13 protein-coding genes and 1 tRNA gene are annotated in these 16,639 nt (G+C 59.3%); 13 read left to right on the forward strand and 1 reads right to left on the reverse strand.

Going from position 1 to position 16,639, the window contains the following annotated elements:
- Window positions 1-58 precede the first annotated feature (58 nt).
- From AB9K37_RS17380 to AB9K37_RS17410, 7 genes are all read left to right on the forward strand, one after another.
- The gene (locus AB9K37_RS17380; protein WP_369841067.1) at window positions 59-1,267 is read left to right on the forward strand and encodes a class I SAM-dependent methyltransferase; all 1,209 of its coding nucleotides are present in this window, start codon (window positions 59-61) and stop codon (window positions 1,265-1,267) included.
- Window positions 1,268-1,269: 2 nt separating this feature from the next.
- Window positions 1,270-1,710 (forward strand): TrgA family protein, encoded by a 441-nt coding sequence (locus tag AB9K37_RS17385; RefSeq protein WP_369841069.1) that lies wholly within the window; start codon window positions 1,270-1,272, stop codon window positions 1,708-1,710.
- A 3-nt stretch (window positions 1,711-1,713) separates the two neighbouring features.
- On the forward strand, window positions 1,714-2,832 hold the full coding sequence (locus AB9K37_RS17390) for a gamma-glutamylcyclotransferase (protein ID WP_369841071.1): 1,119 nt from the start codon (window positions 1,714-1,716) through the stop codon (window positions 2,830-2,832).
- A gap of 54 nt (window positions 2,833-2,886) precedes the next feature.
- Window positions 2,887-3,921: a cysteine synthase A gene (locus AB9K37_RS17395; RefSeq protein WP_369841470.1), complete on the forward strand. Its 1,035-nt coding sequence runs from the start codon at window positions 2,887-2,889 to the stop codon at window positions 3,919-3,921.
- Window positions 3,902-6,289 (forward strand): DUF3772 domain-containing protein, encoded by a 2,388-nt coding sequence (locus AB9K37_RS17400; protein ID WP_369841073.1) that lies wholly within the window; start codon window positions 3,902-3,904, stop codon window positions 6,287-6,289. Before AB9K37_RS17395 ends, AB9K37_RS17400 begins: the two co-directional genes overlap by 20 nt.
- On the forward strand, window positions 6,286-7,002 hold the full coding sequence (locus AB9K37_RS17405; protein WP_369841076.1) for an alanyl-tRNA editing protein: 717 nt from the start codon (window positions 6,286-6,288) through the stop codon (window positions 7,000-7,002). Before AB9K37_RS17400 ends, AB9K37_RS17405 begins: the two co-directional genes overlap by 4 nt.
- A gap of 47 nt (window positions 7,003-7,049) precedes the next feature.
- Window positions 7,050-7,139: transfer RNA gene (locus tag AB9K37_RS17410), tRNA-Ser, on the forward strand.
- Between the two features lie 175 nt (window positions 7,140-7,314).
- Here AB9K37_RS17410 and AB9K37_RS17415 read toward each other — a convergent pair.
- Entirely contained in the window at window positions 7,315-8,250 is a 936-nt protein-coding gene (locus AB9K37_RS17415) for a LysR family transcriptional regulator (protein WP_369841079.1), read from the reverse strand.
- Between the two features lie 135 nt (window positions 8,251-8,385).
- Between AB9K37_RS17415 and chvE the strand changes: the two genes are divergently transcribed.
- The 6 genes from chvE (at window position 8,386) to AB9K37_RS17445 (ending at window position 16,638) form a co-directional block, all read left to right on the forward strand.
- A complete protein-coding gene (chvE, locus tag AB9K37_RS17420) occupies window positions 8,386-9,447 on the forward strand; it encodes a multiple monosaccharide ABC transporter substrate-binding protein (protein WP_369841081.1) in 1,062 nt (353 codons plus the stop codon).
- 82 nt (window positions 9,448-9,529) lie between these two features.
- Window positions 9,530-11,047, forward strand: coding sequence for a multiple monosaccharide ABC transporter ATP-binding protein (mmsA, locus tag AB9K37_RS17425; protein WP_369841083.1), 1,518 nt, complete (start codon window positions 9,530-9,532; stop codon window positions 11,045-11,047).
- Between the two features lie 12 nt (window positions 11,048-11,059).
- The gene (gene mmsB / locus AB9K37_RS17430; protein ID WP_369841086.1) at window positions 11,060-12,271 is read left to right on the forward strand and encodes a multiple monosaccharide ABC transporter permease; all 1,212 of its coding nucleotides are present in this window, start codon (window positions 11,060-11,062) and stop codon (window positions 12,269-12,271) included.
- Between the two features lie 4 nt (window positions 12,272-12,275).
- Window positions 12,276-13,241 (forward strand): AraD1 family protein, encoded by a 966-nt coding sequence (gene araD1 / locus AB9K37_RS17435; RefSeq protein ID WP_369841088.1) that lies wholly within the window; start codon window positions 12,276-12,278, stop codon window positions 13,239-13,241.
- 18 nt (window positions 13,242-13,259) lie between these two features.
- Window positions 13,260-15,008, forward strand: coding sequence for an L-arabinonate dehydratase (araD, locus tag AB9K37_RS17440; RefSeq protein ID WP_369841091.1), 1,749 nt, complete (start codon window positions 13,260-13,262; stop codon window positions 15,006-15,008).
- A gap of 115 nt (window positions 15,009-15,123) precedes the next feature.
- A complete protein-coding gene (locus AB9K37_RS17445) occupies window positions 15,124-16,638 on the forward strand; it encodes an aldehyde dehydrogenase (NADP(+)) (RefSeq protein ID WP_369841094.1) in 1,515 nt (504 codons plus the stop codon).
- The last annotated feature ends 1 nt before the right edge of the window (window position 16,639 follow it).

Raw genomic sequence — 16,639 nt, forward strand, 5'->3', positions numbered from 1 at the left:
ATTTGCTAGCGCCGACAGGTTTGGCCTAGCCTGAAAAGACTTAAAACGGAGTGCATCCATGATCCTGACAGAAACCAAAGGGCAAGCTGACTTGCCGCGTTATTTGACCTCGGTCCTGTCGATGATGGAAGGGATGCGGGCAGGGCGCTTGGATATCCGGCTCGAAGATGGTCGGGTCTTTCGGTGCGAAGGCCAGCTTCCCGGTCCGGTCGCAGAGATCGTGATACATCATCCGGACGTGTTCAGCCGCCTGATCCGCGAGGGTGATCTGGGTTTTTGTGATTCTTATTTGGATGGTTGGTGGAGCAGTCCGGACCTTCAGGCCTTCATGGATTTGATTCACGACCAACAAGAATCTGTATATGACGGGTTCCCGGGGCAATCTCTTGTTCGGGCATTGGAAAAATTCCGTTTCTGGCTGCAGTCGAATACGAAACGTCAGGCTAAGAAAAACATTTCCTATCATTATGATCTTGGGAACGACTTCTACGGCCTGTGGCTGGACGAAACGATGACCTACTCCTCGGCGATTTTCGAGAATGGGCAAGAGGATCTTGCCGCTGCGCAAACTCAAAAGTACGCGTCCATGGTCGATCGCATGGGCGTCCAGCCCGGCGATCATGTGCTGGAGATCGGCTGCGGCTGGGGTGGCTTTGCCGAATATGCTGCCAAAGAACGTGGACTAAAAGTTACAGGATTGACCATCAGCAAAGAGCAGCTCGCTTACGCTGAAAAGCGGATCGCAGAGGCCGGTCTCTCGGATCGGGTGACACTCAAACTACAGGACTACAGGGATGAGAAAGGGACCTATGATGGCGTCGCGAGCATCGAGATGTTTGAAGCGGTCGGGGAGAAATACTGGCCTGACTACTTCAAGACTGTGCGGAATTGCCTGAAGCCCGGCGCAGCCGCGACGCTGCAAATTATTCTCATCGAAGACAAACGCTGGGACACCTATAAAAAAGGCGTAGATTTCATTCAAAAATACATATTCCCGGGGGGAATGCTGCCGTCCCCGCGCGTCCTGCGCGAGGAAGTCGAAGGCGCTGGTTTGCACGTCAAAGAAACATTTGAGTTCGGAGAAAGCTACAGTCAAACCCTGCGCCGCTGGCACGAAGACTTCAATGCACGCTGGGATCAGGTCTCCGAGTTGGGCTTTGATGACCGCTTCCGCCGTATGTGGAACTTTTATTTGACCGCTTGCGCTGGCGCGTTCCGAGGGGGTATCTGCGATGTAACGCAGATGACAATTGAAAGACCTTCTTAAGAATGCCCACAGCCGCCCGTCTCATTGCTGCAATCTTCATGGCGGGAACCGGGATCATATTGGCACTCGAATTGCGCGGGCTCCGAGAGAGCCTGAAGCACTTTGCATTTTTCATCGAGTATAATGCACTACTCGGCGCAATTGTCGGTTGGAAGCTTGTCGGAAACCGCGTTGGGCATGGCTGGGCACGGGCAGCAGCGGCGGGGATCAGCGGTGGATTTGTAACCCTAATGCTCGTCGTCTTCTCTTTGGCATTTAGGGAAATGCTAAATCGGGCATTTAGAAAATTTTACGATCATGCTTTAGAAGCACTCCTAGCTGCTTTAAAAATTGGAATAACCGACTTTTTGGCGATTTCCGCAACTGTAGCGATCCTGCCCGTCTTCATGGGGGCGGTATTGTCCGGTTTGGGGGCCGAAGCTGCGGAGCGCCGATGGAGATGATGAATGTGCGACCTTTTCGTTTATGGGACGTTACGCCATAAACCGCTTTTGGAATTGATCACCGGGGGACCGGTAGAAGCATACCCCGCCAAAATCCCCGAATTCGCGGTCCACTGGGCCGCGGGTGAAAGCTTCCCCATGATCAGTGCCCAAGAGGGCGGGCTGACGCACGGGCTATTGCTCAGAAATTTAACGGAACGACAGCGCGACCGCCTCGACTTCTACGAGCAAGCCTTCGGGTACAACCGCGCCGATGTGCTGGTCCATACCTGCGACACCAAGCTGATGGCGAGCTGTTATATCGCCTCGCGCCAACTTTATCAGGCAGGCGCTCTTTGGGAGCTGCAGGACTGGATCGACAAGTGGGCCGTCATTTCGATGCGCGCCGCAGAAGAGGTCATGCTCTCTTATGGCAACGAAGACCCCAAAGACGTCGGTGCGCGCTTCGGGACGATCCGGATGCGTGCTGCGGCCTATGCCGACGCACAGGCGCACCCCAGCGCAATGACACCCTCGGGCCTCAATGCCGCTAATGTGACCAGCCACAAACGCATGATCCCTTATGCGAACTATTTCGCGGTCGATGAGCACGATTTGTCCTTCACCCGCCACGATGGCACCCCGAGCCAAGTGGTCAACCGTGCCACATTTATGGCCGCCGATGCGGTGATTGTTCTGCCTTATGACCCGGTACGGGACCGTGTTCTCTTGGTCGAACAGTTTCGCGCTGGCCCGTATTTCCGCGGCGACCCGCATTGTTGGGCGCTCGAACCTGTCGCAGGACGCATTGATCCGGGCGAAACCGCGATCGAGGCCGCCGAACGTGAAACCCGTGAAGAGGCGCGGCTGGAGATTTCTAAATTGCTTCCCGTCAATCGCGGCTATCCGTCGCCGGGCTGTTCCAGCGAATATTACCACTTGTTCGTTGGGATCGCTGATTTGCCCGATGACATCGTCGGTGTCGGCGGCGAAGAGGCCGAAGCAGAAGATATCCGCACCCATCTTTGCAGCTATGCAGAGCTGATGGAGATGGTCGACAACGATGGGATCAGCACCCAGCCCACATGCCTTTTGGCCCTGTGGTTGGCACGAGCACGTGATCGATTGCGCCAGACGGGTTGAGTTCGCCCACAGACACCCATATTCATGTCGCTGTAACACGAGAAAGGGCGCATGATGCGAATTGCACAGGATCTGGCCGGAGCCATCGGGAACACCCCTCTGATCAAGCTGAAGAAGGCCAGCGAAGAGACCGGGTGCACGATTCTGGGCAAATGTGAGTTCATGAACCCCGGCCAGTCGGTCAAGGACCGCGCCGCGCTCTACATCATCAAGGACGCGCTGGAAAAAGGCCTGCTGGAGCCCGGCGGCACCATTGTCGAGGGCACCGCTGGCAACACCGGCATCGGTCTGGCGCTGGTGGGCGCCTCCATGGGCTTCCGCACTGTGATTGTCATCCCCGAGACCCAGTCTCAGGAAAAAAAGGACATGATCCGCTTGGCGGGCGCAGAACTGGTGCAGGTGCCCGCAGCGCCTTATCGCAACCCGAACAACTACGTCCGCTACTCGGGCCGTCTGGCCGAGGAACTGGCCAAGTCCGAAAAGCACGGCGCGATCTGGGCCAACCAGTTCGACAACGTCGCCAACAAGCGCGCCCACGTGGAAACCACCGGCCCCGAAATCTGGGAGCAGACTGGCGGCAAGGTCGATGGTTTCGTCTGCGCTGTTGGCTCTGGTGGAACTCTGGCGGGCGTGGCAGAGGCCCTGCAGCCCAAGGGCGTCAAGATCGGCTTGGCTGATCCCATGGGCGCGGCGCTTTATAGCTTCTACACCAGCGGCGAGTTGAAGTCCGAAGGTGGCTCGATCACCGAAGGCATCGGGCAGGGGCGCATTACCGCGAATCTCGAAGGCTTTGCCCCCGACATGGCCTATCAGATCCCCGACGAAGAGGCGCTGCCCATCGTCTTTGACACCTTGTCCGAAGAGGGCCTGTGCCTTGGCGGCAGCTCCGGCATCAACATCGCTGGCGCGATCCGCATGGCCAAGGAGATGGGACCGGGCCACACCATCGTGACCATCCTGTGTGACTATGGCACCCGCTACCAGTCCAAGCTTTTCAACCCCAGCTTCCTCAAGGAAAAGGGTCTGCCCCTGCCGGATTGGATGAGCGTCGGTCCCAAGAGCATCCCGGGTGTCTTTGTTGACAACTAAGGCCTTTACGATGTTGCGGCGGCTCCTCTGGGCCGCCGTTTTCATAACATTGGTTCCCTTTGCGGCGCTCGCGCAGGCCGACGGGGTGAATTACGATGCGTGGAACAGTCTAACTCAAGATGTCGAGGCCGCCATTGAGGCCGCCCCGAACGATGTCGACGCTCTCGAAAGCCTACGCAGCCAGATTTCCGATTTCCGAAATCAGTTCCAAGCTGCGCAAGACTCAAACAGCGAGCGCATTGACACGCTCAAGGCGCAGATCAGCGCTTTGGGAGAACGCCCCGCCGAAGGCGAAACAGAACCCCAAGCCATCGCAGAGCGCCGCGAGGACTTGAACAATCAGCTGCAAGAGGCTGAAGTTCCTCGTGTAAAGGCCGATGAAGCCTACCGGCAAGCAGATGGTCTGATCGCAGAAATCGACCAAATCATTCGCCGTGAACAAGCAGAGCGGCTGTTTTCATTGGGACCGACGCCGCTCAATCCAGTGATGTGGAGCGAGACTGGCAAAGCGCTGATCAGTTATGGCAGCGCGCTGGTCCAAGAGGCCCGAGACGTCTTTACGGATAGCAACCGCCTGAACGACGCCCGCGAAGATGTGCTTCCTGCGATCTTGTTCATTCTTGTCGGGGTTTTGTTTCTTACCCGCGCGCCCGACTGGATCGAGGCGCTGGTCACAACAATCTGGCATCGGATTAGACGTGGGCCGGGTGTTTGGAGCCTGCTCATCTCGCTTGGCAAGGTGATTGTGCCCGTGCTTGGGGTGGCGATGATCGTCTCTGGGCTACAGGTGCTGCAACTGACAGGCGCGCGGGGGACTGCGCTGCTGTCGGACATGCTGCTTTATGTGGGCGTGATCATGTTTGCGGGCTGGCTGTCGGGGCAGCTGTTCCCCAGCGGGGATTTCCGTGCCATTACCTCGATTCCGCTGGAAAAGCGCAAAAAGGTGCGGCGCAGCAGCATTGCGCTTGGGGTATGCCTTGCGGCAGATTTCTTGGTGAATGACGTCGCCAACCGAGAGCAATTCTCGGTCGGGGTGACGGCCGTTCTGATTTTCCCGATCCTGCTGGTGACGGCGCTAACCCTGCTGCATTTGGTTAATACCCTACGCCACAGCATAAAAAGCGAGTCCGAAGAGAGCGATGGGACGGCATCAAACGTCGCGCAGATATCGCTTCGGATCATGGGCTTAGCGGCCATTCTTGCACCTATTATTGCAGCGGTGGGCTACCGAAATGCGGCCGAAGGTCTGCTGTACCCGATGGTCGGCTCAATTGCGCTGTATGGCATCTACGTGGTTCTGCAACAGTTCATCCGCGATCTTTATGCGATGCTCTCGACGCAACCCGAAAACGCCGACGACGCGCTGTTGCCCGTGCTCTTGGGGTACCTGCTGGCGCTTGGCCTGCTGCCGGTTCTGGCACTCATCTGGGGTGCTCGGATCTCAGATCTGACCGAGCTGTGGGCGCGGTTTCGAGCGGGCTACACGGTAGGCGATACCAATATATCGCCCACGGATTTCATCAGCTTTGCCGTGGTTTTCGTCATCGGCTACGGCCTGACACGGTTGCTGCAACGCGCACTGAAAACCTCAATCCTACCGAAAACCCGCCTAGACCTTGGGGGTCGGAACGCGATGGTATCCGGCATGGGCTATGTCGGCGTCTTTTGCGCGGCGATGGCGGCGGTCGGTGCTGCTGGCATAGACCTGTCCAATCTGGCCATCGTCGCCGGTGCCTTGTCGGTCGGGATCGGTTTCGGCCTGCAGACCATCGTTTCAAACTTTGTGTCCGGTATCATCCTGCTGATCGAACGCCCGATTTCCGAAGGCGATTGGATCGAGGTGGGCGGCGAGATGGGCTACGTGCGCTCTATTTCGGTCCGCTCAACACGGATCGAGACCTTTGACCGCACGGATGTGATCGTCCCGAACTCGGATCTGGTGAGCGGCAAGGTCACGAACTGGACGCGTGGGAATACGATTGGGCGCGTGATTGTTCCGGTTGGCGTGGCCTATGGCAGCGACACACACAAAGTCGAAGAAATCTTGATGGATATTGCCAAAGAACATCCAATGGTTCTGCTACAACCACCGCCCTTTATCTATTTCAAGGGATTCGGGGACAGCTCGATGGACTTTGAAATCCGTGCGATCATTCGTGATGTGAACTGGGTGCTCAACGTGAGTTCAGACTTCAACCACGCCATTGCCAAGCGCTTTGCCGAAGAGCAGATTGAGATTCCGTTCCCGCAGCGTGACCTCTGGATGCGCGGGGCCCCCAGCGCGCAGCCCGTGCCGGCGGACGACACACCGACCCACCAACCGGCAGCGGGCCTGCCGGACGTTTCTGACAATGGAGCTGATGAATGACAGATCCTCTGTTCCGCGACGACGCGTACTTGCGCTCGGCTGATGCGAATGTGACCCGCTTGACGGACGAGGGCGGCATCGTACTGGACCAAACTGTGTTCTATCCAACTGGCGGCGGCCAACCCGGTGACAGCGGAATTCTGACGTGGGATGGCGGCCAGATCGAGATCGCGACCACGATCAAAGGCGAGGGGCAAGAGATTATCCTCGTGCCCGGCGAACCCTCTAAGCTGCCCGCTATCGGGACGGTTGTTCACCAAAAATTGGACTGGGAGCGTCGCCATCACCACATGCGCGTGCATACAGCATTGCACTTGTTGTCCGTTGTTGTGCCTTTGCCTGTGACGGGTGGCTCGATTGGCGAACAAAAGGGCCGGCTCGATTTTGACATGGAAGACGCCCCAGGAAACAAGCAAGACATCGAGGACACCTTGAACGGCCTGATCGCGCGAGATTTGATCGTGTCGACCCAATGGATCAGTGACGAGGATCTGGATGCGAACCCCGGCTTGGTGAAGACGATGTCTGTCAAACCGCCGCGTGGAACGGGCAGGGTGCGTCTGGTTCGGATCGGTGACACGAGCGAACAAGTTGATCTACAGCCCTGCGGCGGCACCCACGTGCGCTCGACCTCAGAGATCGGATCTGTCCGGATTGGCAAGGTCGAGAAAAAAGGTCGCCAGAACCGTCGGATAAACCTTCATCTCGATTGAAATTCGGTGTTGCAGCCGCCGAATGTGTGGATATAAGGGTGCGCACTGGACAGTTGGCCGAGTGGTCGAAGGCGCACGCCTGGAAAGTGTGTAGGCGGGGAACCGTCTCGAGGGTTCGAATCCCTCACTGTCCGCCACATCTCCCTGAGATTTGCCCCGAAATGCTAGTTCTTGCCCAGTGAAGCTGTCTTTTGCTGTCAGAATGTCCTCATGATCGATAATAGCCGCGCAGCGGATCGGGCGTGCAGCACGTCGATAGCGTTGCCACAAAAGCCTCGCTGAAATGTTGGTCAATGCTGCTAGGCGTCGGTCTCAGTGTGACGGCAACCCCAGAATTCTGTGGCGCACCAGATTGAGGAGCGTCATCGCCGCCGCTGGCAGGACGCGGTGGCGTTTGGTGACGATCTGATAGGGCACGACAGTGACGGGGCGGGTCAGGGCAAGCTTTTGGAAATTCGCGGACACGGGGGGTTCCAGCATCATGTCCAGAACCTCTTGGGACATGGGGGCAACAGCGTCGGACTGGCTGACCAACGCAACGATCACCAGAAGCGACGAGGTCGTGATCACATCTTTTGGGGAATGCAGCCCCTCTTCGGCAAAGGCTGTTTCGATAGCGGCGCGGATCGGGGTGCCGCGGTCCTGCAAAATCCACGGCAAGTTTTCCAGCGCGGCCATGTCTACGGGGGCCTGACACAGCAGCGGATGACCATCGCGGACCAGCAGTCGCACCACTTCGTCTTGGGCAATCTCTACCGCGAAATCCCGCCAGTCGGCCGAGGCTGGGACCCGCCCCAGAACGAAATCCAGATCACCGCGATCTAGCGCTTGGATCAACTGCACAGATGGCGCCACCTCCACCGAAATTTCGACCCCCGGCGCGTCGGACTTCAATTTCTGGATCGCGGGAACCAGCTGGCCAAGGGCAGGGCCGGTCACTGCTCCGACCCGCACAGTCCCACCTAAGCCGTCCTTCAGGTCATTGAATTCCTGCGACATTTTCCAGAGGTCGTTCGTGATGCGTTCGGCATGGCGGACCATCACCCAACCTGCGGGTGTCGGCTCCATCCCCTTGGGCGTGCGGTCAAAGAGTTTGGTGGACAGGTTCTTTTCGATCTCGGCCAACATGCGCGAGGCCGCAGGCTGGGTCATCTGGCAAACGCCGGCGGCGACCTGCAATTGTCCGTGCGACGCCACTGCCGCAATCAGCCGCGCCTGTGCGGGCCGCAAATTCATCAGGTAGTCCATCAGTTACTTACCAATATTGGAATGCAGAATACTTGTATTGGTATTTGAATGGTATGTCACGCCTCTCTACGGTTTTGGGCACGGCCAAAAGGTCGACAGGGGTGCAGGAGGACGCACCCACAGGGAGGATACAAAATGAAATTCATGAAATTCGCGGGTGCGCTCGCGATCTCTGCCGTTGCATTTGCAGCTGCCGCTGACGCCGCAGACAAAGGCACCGTTGGCATCTCCATGCCCACCAAGTCGTCGTCGCGCTGGATCTCGGACGGCAACTCGATGGTCGAACAGTTTCAGGCCGCGGGCTACGAAACCGACCTGCAGTACGCAGAGGATGACATCCCCAACCAGTTGGCGCAGATCGAGAACATGATCACCAAAGGTGTGGACGTTCTGGTCATCGCAGCCATCGACGGCACCACTCTGTCGAACGCGCTGGCGAACGCAGCCGCGTCGGACATCGACGTGATCGCCTATGACCGCCTGATCCGTGATTCCGGTGACGTCAGCTACTATGCGACCTTTGACAACTTCAAAGTCGGCGTGCAGCAGGCGACCAGCGTTGTTGACGGCCTGAAAGAGCGCTTTGGCGATGGCCCTTATAACGTCGAACTGTTCGGCGGCTCGCCTGACGACAACAACGCCTACTTCTTCTACGACGGCGCGATGAGCGTTCTGCAGCCGATGATCGACAGCGGCGAGATCGTGATCCAGTCCGGCCAGATGGGCATGGACAAAGTGGGCACCCTGCGTTGGGATGGTGCGGTTGCTCAGGCGCGCATGGATAACATCCTGTCCGCCAACTACACTGACAAAGAAGTCCACGGCGTTCTGTCGCCCTATGACGGTCTGTCGATCGGCATTCTGTCCTCGCTCAAGGGCGTTGGCTATGGCTCGGGCGATCTGAAGATGCCGATCGTCTCCGGTCAGGACGCCGAAATCCCCTCGGTCAAGTCGATCCTCGCGGGCGAGCAGTACGCGACCGTCTTCAAAGACACCCGCGAACTGGCCCGTGTGACTGTTGGCATGGTCGAAGCGGTGCTGAACGATGCAGAGCCCGAAATCAACGACACCAGCACCTATGACAACGGCGTCAAAGTTGTGCCTTCCTACCTGCTGGAGCCGGTTCCGGTCGATGCCAGCAACTGGGAAGAGGTGCTGATCGGCTCGGGTTACTACACCGAAGACCAGATCAAGTAATACCTCCCAAGGGTCTGGCCGCCTGCGTCCTCGGGTGTGGGCGGCCTTTTTTATACAATTCCCACAGACGAGAATCAGCCTCATGTCGATCCTTCTCGAAATGCGAGAGATCACCAAGGAATTTCCCGGTGTCAAAGCGCTGGACCGCGTGAACCTGCAGGTGGCCGAAGGGGAAATCCACGCCATCTGCGGCGAGAATGGCGCAGGCAAGTCCACCCTGATGAAGGTGCTGTCGGGCGTGTATCCCGCAGGCAGCTATGACGGCGAAATCCATTATGACGGCCAGTTGGCCGAGTTCCGCACCCTGCGCGACAGCGAGGACCGCGGCATCGTGATTATCCACCAAGAGCTTGCTCTGGTGCCCGAACTGTCGATCGCAGAGAACCTGTTCATCGGCAACGAGCGCGCCCAAAAGGGCGTCATGAACTGGCACGAAACCTTTCAGGAGACCGAGCAGCTCTTGAAAAAGGTCGGGCTAAAGGATTCACCTGGCACACAGGTCGACAAGATCGGCGTGGGCAAACAGCAGCTGGTCGAGATCGCGAAAGCCTTGGCCAAAGACGTGCGCTTGCTGATCCTAGACGAGCCGACAGCGGCCTTGCAAGAGAATGACAGCCGCAAGCTGCTTGATCTGATGCTGGAGCTGAAGGCGCAGGGTGTCACCTGCATCATCATCAGCCACAAGTTGAATGAAGTCCGCTATGTCGCTGATAGTGTGACAGTTATTCGCGATGGCATGACCGTCTCGACCTTGGACGCCAAGGCCGGATTGTCCGAAGATGACATTGTCCGTGACATGGTGGGCCGCGATATGTCCAACCGCTATCCGGACCGCGAACGCCGCGCTGGCGATCTGCTGCTCGAGGTCGAAGGCTGGAACGTCTGGCACCCCGAACACTCGGAACGTCAGGTGATCAAGGACATCAGCTTTAACGTCCGCGCGGGCGAAGTCGTCGGGATTGCGGGGGTCATGGGCTCGGGTCGCACCGAATTGGCCATGTCAATCTTTGGCCAGAGTTGGGGGCGCAACATCAGCGGCACCGCGAAACTTCGGGGCAGCGCGATGGATGTCTCCACCGTGGACCGCGCCATCAACGGCGGCTTGGCTTACGTGACCGAGGATCGCAAATCGCTGGGGCTCGTGCTGGACGAAACGATCCAGTTCAACACCACGCTGGCCAACCTTGAAGAGGTCTCGGCCAAGGGTGTGTTGAACCCGAACGAGGAAACCAAGGCCGCCGAGTACTATCGCAAAGCCCTGCGCACCCGCACCCCCAGCGTTTTCCAGAAAGTCGGAAACCTGTCGGGCGGCAACCAGCAGAAGGTCGTCCTTGGCAAGTGGCTGTTCACTGAACCAGAGGTTTTGATCCTCGACGAGCCTACGCGGGGCATCGACGTGGGCGCCAAATACGAAATCTACGCGATCATCAACGAGCTGTCCGCCCAAGGCAAAGGTGTCGTGATGATCAGCTCTGAAATGCCCGAGCTACTGGGCATGTGCGATCGCATCTACGTCATGAACGAAGGGGCCTTCGTCGGCGAAATGCCAGCTGCCGAGGCCACCCAAGAGCGCATCATGTCGCTCATCGTCACGGAATAAGGGAACACCGGAATGACGAGCCAAAACAACGGTTTAAAATCCTATCTTTCAGCACATATGAAAGACTACGGCCTCTTGTTCGCGCTGATCGCGATCATGGCGTTTTTCCAGATTATGACGGACGGCACGCTGATGCGGCCCGTCAACATCACCAACCTGTTCTTGCAAAACAGCTACATCATCGTGATGGCGTTGGGGATGCTGATCGTCATTGTGGCGGGGCATATCGACCTGTCCGTGGGGTCCGTCATGGGCTTTATCGGGGCCTTGGCGGCGGTGATGATCGTGAATTGGGACATGCCCGTGTGGGTGACCATCCCGGTCTGCGTCACCTTGGGCGGCGTCATCGGCGCGGCGCAGGGCTACTGGGTGGCCTATTGGAAAATTCCCAGCTTTATTGCGACGTTGGCGGGCATGCTTGTGTTCCGTGGGGCGTCCCTGTGGCTGCTCGAAGGGCAATCCGTGGGTCCGTTCCCCCAAAGCTTCCAAGTCCTGTCGACCGGCTTCATCGGCGACTTCTTCAGCCGTGAAACCACCGCGCCGATTGCTGAACTCGTCGGGTCACGCAACTTCAATGTCCTGAGCCTGTCGGTCGGTGTCATCGCTGCCATGGTCATCGTGTGGCTCGGTCTGCGCCAACGCGCACGGGGCAAAGCCTATGGGATCGACGGCGAACCCAGCGCATTTTTCTGGGGCCGGAATATCATCGTCCTTGGCGCGCTGATCTTCCTATCATTCAAGCTGGCGACCTTCCGCGGCCTGCCGAACGTGCTGCTGACCATGGGCATCCTCATCGTCTTCTACGCCTTTGTGACCGAAAAAACCGTGATTGGCCGCCGCATCTATGCCCTTGGCGGCAACGAGAAGGCTGCAAAGCTCTCGGGGATCAAAACCGAACGCCTGACCTTCTTTGCCTTTGTGAACATGGGCGTTCTGGCGGCGATTGCGGGCCTGATCTTTGCGGCGCGTCTGAACACCGCGACCCCCAAGGCCGGCTTCGGCATGGAGCTGGACGTGATCGCAGCGGTCTTTATCGGCGGTGCGTCGATGTCCGGCGGCTCGGGCAAGATCGTGGGCGCTGTGGTCGGGGCCTTTATCATGGGCGTTCTGAACAACGGCATGTCCATCCTTGGCATCGGGATCGATTACCAGCAGATGATCAAAGGCCTCGTGCTCTTGGCTGCTGTTGTCTTCGACGTCTACAACAAACAGAAGCAGGCCTAAGATCATGCATTTGTCCGAACTCAAAGCCGGTGGTGTGATCGTCCGCAATGGCGACGACGCCCGCCTGATCCCCGCGATCAAAACCGTTTACGGCTTGGCCGAACTGGCCGTAAACAAGGGCTGCAAGATCGCCGATGTGATCCCCGAAGGCGGGGAGCATGTCGACGTGGCGGCTTTGGCATCCGAGGGCAAGCTCGATGTCCCCGTCCGCCATCCCGAACCTGCGCGGATGTACCTGTGCGGCACGGGATTGACCCACCTTGGGTCCGCCTCGACCCGCAACGCGATGCACGCAGCGGCCACCGAAGATGTGTCCGACTCCATGAAAATGTTCCAAATGGGTGTCGAGGGCGGCAAGCCCGCGGATGGTGCGGTCGGCGCGCAGCCCGAATGGTTCTACAAAGGGCCGGGCACCGAGGCTGTCGCCCCCGGCGATCCGCTGCTGAGCCCCGGTTTTGCGCTAGACGGCGGGGAGGAACCCGAGATCGCGGGCTTCTACCTGATCGGAGCGGACGGCACGCCCAACCGCATTGGCTTTACCCTGTCGAACGAATTCTCGGATCACGTGACCGAACGGATCAACTATCTGTTCCTCGCTCATTCGAAACTGCGTCCGGCATCCTTTGGTCCCGAGCTTCTGGTTGGCGATCTGCCCCGCCACATTGAGGGCCGCAGCCGCATCCTGCGCGCGGGCGAGGTGATCTTTGATCAGCCCTTCGTGTCGGGCGAGGACAACATGTCCCACACCATCGCGAACCTTGAACACCACCATTTCAAATATGCGCCGTTCCGGCGGGCAGGGGATCTGCACGTCCACATGTTCGGCACCGCCACTTTGTCCTTCGGGGCTGGTGTGAAAACCGAAGATGGCGATGTGTTTGAAATCAGCGCGCCCGCGTTTGGCGCGCCCCTGTGCAACGCACTGCAGACGCAGGCCGATTGCGGCCTCATCACCACCCGCACTCTCTAACGCTCCGGAGCTGACCCCATGTCGACAAAGTTTACGCCCGCCCCTTGGCCCCGTCGTCTGCGCTCGCAGGAATGGTACGCGGGCAATTCGCGGGACACGATCTATCACCGCGGCTGGATGAAGAACCAAGGATACCCGCACGATCTGTTCGACGGACGCCCGATTATCGGCATCCTGAATACATGGTCGGACCTGACCCCCTGTAACGGCCACCTGCGCGAGCTGTCGGAAAAGGTGAAAGCCGGCATCTGGGAGGCTGGGGGCTTTCCGGTTGAAGTACCCGTGTTTAGCGCGTCGGAAAACACCTTCCGCCCCACGGCGATGATGTTCCGCAACCTTGCCGCCCTGTCGATCGAGGAAACCATTCGCGGGCAGCCCATTGATGGCGCGGTTCTTCTGGTCGGCTGTGACAAGACGACCCCAAGCCTGATGATGGCGGCTGCCTCCTGTGATATCCCGTCCATCGTTGTGACCGGCGGGCCGATGTTGAACGGCTATTTCCGTGGGGAACGCGTTGGCAGCGGAACGCATCTCTGGAAATTCTCCGAGGCGGTGAAAGCCGGAGAGATGACCCAAGAAGACTTCCTAGAGGCGGAGCAGAGCATGTCGCGCTCCTCTGGCACCTGCAACACCATGGGGACGGCGAGCACGATGGCCTCGATGGCCGAAGCTCTGGGTATGGCCCTGTCCGGCAACGCGGCCATTCCAGCGGTGGACAGCCGCCGCCGCGTGATGGCGCAGCTTTCGGGCCGCCGCATTGTGCAGATGGTCAAGGACGATTTGAAGCCTTCGGATATTATGACCAAAGAGGCCTTTGAGAACGCAATCCGCTGCAACGGTGCAATTGGCGGCTCGACAAATGCCGTGATCCACTTGCTGGCGGTCGCAGGCCGTGTTGGCGTTGATCTGACGCTGGACGACTGGGACCGCTGCGGTCGAGATGTGGCGACGATTGTGAACCTTATGCCGTCAGGTGAATACCTGATGGAAGAGTTCTTTTACGCGGGCGGTCTGCCTGTGGTCCTGAAACGCTTGGGCGAGGGCGACCAGCTTCACAAAGAGGCTCTGACCGTCTCTGGTGAAACAATCTGGGACGAGGTCAAGGACGTCGTCAATCACAACGAAGATGTGATCGTGCCACTGGACAAGGCCCTGACCGATCAAGGCGGCATCGCTGTTCTGAAAGGCAACCTCGCGCCAAATGGCGCGGTACTGAAGCCATCGGCGGCGAGCCCGAACCTCTTGCAGCACCGCGGGCGCGCTGTCGTGTTCGAGGATATCGATGACTACAAAGCCAAGATCAACGATCCGGATCTGGATATCGACGAGACCTGCGTGATGGTGCTGAAAAATTGCGGTCCCAAGGGTTATCCTGGCATGGCAGAGGTCGGAAACATGGGTCTGCCGCCAAAGGTTCTGAAGAAAGGCATCACCGATATGGTGCGCATTTCGGACGCGCGTATGTCGGGTACGGCCTATGGGACCGTGGTCCTGCACACCTCGCCCGAGGCGGCGGCAGGGGGGCCTCTGGCGGTGATCCGCGACGGGGACATGATCGAGATGGACGTGCCAAACCGTCGTTTGCACGTCGATATTTCCGAGGAAGAGATGGCCGCCCGTCTGGCCGCGTGGCACCCTGCGCATGAGCAGGCCGGCAGCGGGTATGCATGGCTGCATCAGACACATGTGCAAGGTGCTGACACTGGTGCTGACCTCGATTTCCTGAAAGGGTGCCGTGGGAATGCTGTTGGAAAAGACAGCCACTGAGTGTGCTTTTGGCTGGGGGCGTGTGCCTCCGGCGGGAGTATTTTTGCAAAGATGAAAGATGGAGCGTTTTGCGGGTTGGTTGTTGAGCTGGCTTGGAGCGCAGAGGAGATGAGAGATGGGATTTGAACCGCACGGCAAGCATTTGGTGGCCGGTGAGTGGGTTGCGGGCGACGCGACATTCAAGAACGAGCCGGTGAGCGGCGCTGCGTTCGAGTTCAGCGTTGGTACGCCCGCGTTGGTGGACCAAGCTTGTCAGGCCGCCGAAGAGGCGTTCTGGGAGTACGGCTATTCCAGCCGCGAGACACGGGCGCAGTTTTTGGAAGCGATCGCCGACGAGATTGATGCGCGCGGCGAGGCGATCACCGAGATTGGGTGTGCTGAGACTGGCCTGCCTGAGGCGCGTCTGGTGGGCGAGCGGGGCCGGACCGTTGGGCAGATCCGGTTGTTTGCCAGCCACATTCGTGCAGGGGACTATCTGGACCGGCGGCATGATGAGGCTCTGCCGGATCGGGCGCCTTTGCCCCGTCCGGACCTGCGCATGATGCAGCGGCCCATCGGGCCTGTGGCGGTATTTGGCGCGTCGAACTTTCCTTTGGCGTTCAGCACGGCGGGCGGCGATACGGCAGCGGCTTTGGCGGCGGGCTGTCCTGTTGTGGTCAAGGGCCATGGCGCCCACCCCGGCACCGGCGAGATTGTGGCCGAGGCCATTGCTGCGGCCGTGGAAAAGTGCGGCATGCCCAAGGGTGTGTTCAGCCTGATCCAGGGCGGCAAGCGCGACGTGGGGCAGGCTTTGGTCCAGCATCCGCTGATCAAGGCGGTTGGCTTTACCGGATCGCTGGGTGGGGGCCGCGCGCTGTTTGACCTGTGTGCGCAGCGGGACGAACCCATTCCGTTCTTTGGCGAGCTTGGGTCTGTGAACCCGATGTTCATGCTGCCCTCGGCTGTGGCCAGCCGTGGGGCGGCCTTGGGCGAGGCGTGGGCCGGATCGCTGACCATGGGCGCGGGGCAGTTCTGCACCAACCCCGGGATCGCTGTGGTGCTTGAGGGCTCCGAAGGCGAGGCCTTTGCCGAGGCGGCGCGCGCGTCCCTGTCCGAGAGCGGCGCGCAGGTCATGCTGACCGACGGGATTGCGGCGGCCTACCGCGATGGCGCGGCCAAGATGCAGGGCGCGGCTGGGGTTCAGGACATGCTGACGTCAATGTGCGACACCCGCGAGGCCAAGCCATTCCTGTTCCGTGTGTCCGCGGACGACTGGATCGGCAACCACGCCCTGAGCGAAGAGGTCTTTGGCCCCCTCGGTCTGGTCGTGGTCGCCAAAGACGAAGCCCAGATGATCGAGGTCGCCAAGTCCTTTGTCGGCCAGCTGACCGCGACCCTGCACATGGACGATAGCGATGCCACTCTGGCGCGCCGTTTGCTGCCGGTGCTGGAGCGCAAGGCAGGCCGCGTTCTGGCCAACGGCTTCCCCACGGGTGTCGAGGTTTGCGACAGCATGGTTCACGGCGGACCGTACCCAGCGTCCACGAACTTTGGCGCGACATCGGTCGGCACCCTGTCCATCCGCCGCTTCCTGCGCCCCGTGTGCTACCAGAACATCCCCGCGTCGATCCTGCCGGACGATTTGGCGTAAA

The organism is Donghicola sp. XS_ASV15, from assembly GCF_041224595.1.
In the GTDB taxonomy this organism is placed as follows: Bacteria; Pseudomonadota; Alphaproteobacteria; order Rhodobacterales; family Rhodobacteraceae; genus Donghicola.

What these genes read in the sequence shown, in the direction of transcription:
- AB9K37_RS17380 (WP_369841067.1), top strand. Translation starts at nt 59, where the DNA reads ATGATCCTGACAGAAACCAAAGGGCAAGCTGACTTGCCGCGTTATTTG.
- AB9K37_RS17385 (WP_369841069.1), top strand. Translation starts at nt 1,270, where the DNA reads ATGCCCACAGCCGCCCGTCTCATTGCTGCAATCTTCATGGCGGGAACC.
- AB9K37_RS17390 (WP_369841071.1), top strand. Translation starts at nt 1,714, where the DNA reads ATGTGCGACCTTTTCGTTTATGGGACGTTACGCCATAAACCGCTTTTG.
- AB9K37_RS17395 (WP_369841470.1), top strand. Translation starts at nt 2,887, where the DNA reads ATGCGAATTGCACAGGATCTGGCCGGAGCCATCGGGAACACCCCTCTG.
- AB9K37_RS17405 (WP_369841076.1), top strand. Translation starts at nt 6,286, where the DNA reads ATGACAGATCCTCTGTTCCGCGACGACGCGTACTTGCGCTCGGCTGAT.
- AB9K37_RS17415 (WP_369841079.1), bottom strand. Translation starts at nt 8,250, where the DNA reads ATGGACTACCTGATGAATTTGCGGCCCGCACAGGCGCGGCTGATTGCG.
- chvE (WP_369841081.1), top strand. Translation starts at nt 8,386, where the DNA reads ATGAAATTCATGAAATTCGCGGGTGCGCTCGCGATCTCTGCCGTTGCA.
- mmsA (WP_369841083.1), top strand. Translation starts at nt 9,530, where the DNA reads ATGTCGATCCTTCTCGAAATGCGAGAGATCACCAAGGAATTTCCCGGT.
- mmsB (WP_369841086.1), top strand. Translation starts at nt 11,060, where the DNA reads ATGACGAGCCAAAACAACGGTTTAAAATCCTATCTTTCAGCACATATG.
- araD1 (WP_369841088.1), top strand. Translation starts at nt 12,276, where the DNA reads ATGCATTTGTCCGAACTCAAAGCCGGTGGTGTGATCGTCCGCAATGGC.
- araD (WP_369841091.1), top strand. Translation starts at nt 13,260, where the DNA reads ATGTCGACAAAGTTTACGCCCGCCCCTTGGCCCCGTCGTCTGCGCTCG.
- AB9K37_RS17445 (WP_369841094.1), top strand. Translation starts at nt 15,124, where the DNA reads ATGGGATTTGAACCGCACGGCAAGCATTTGGTGGCCGGTGAGTGGGTT.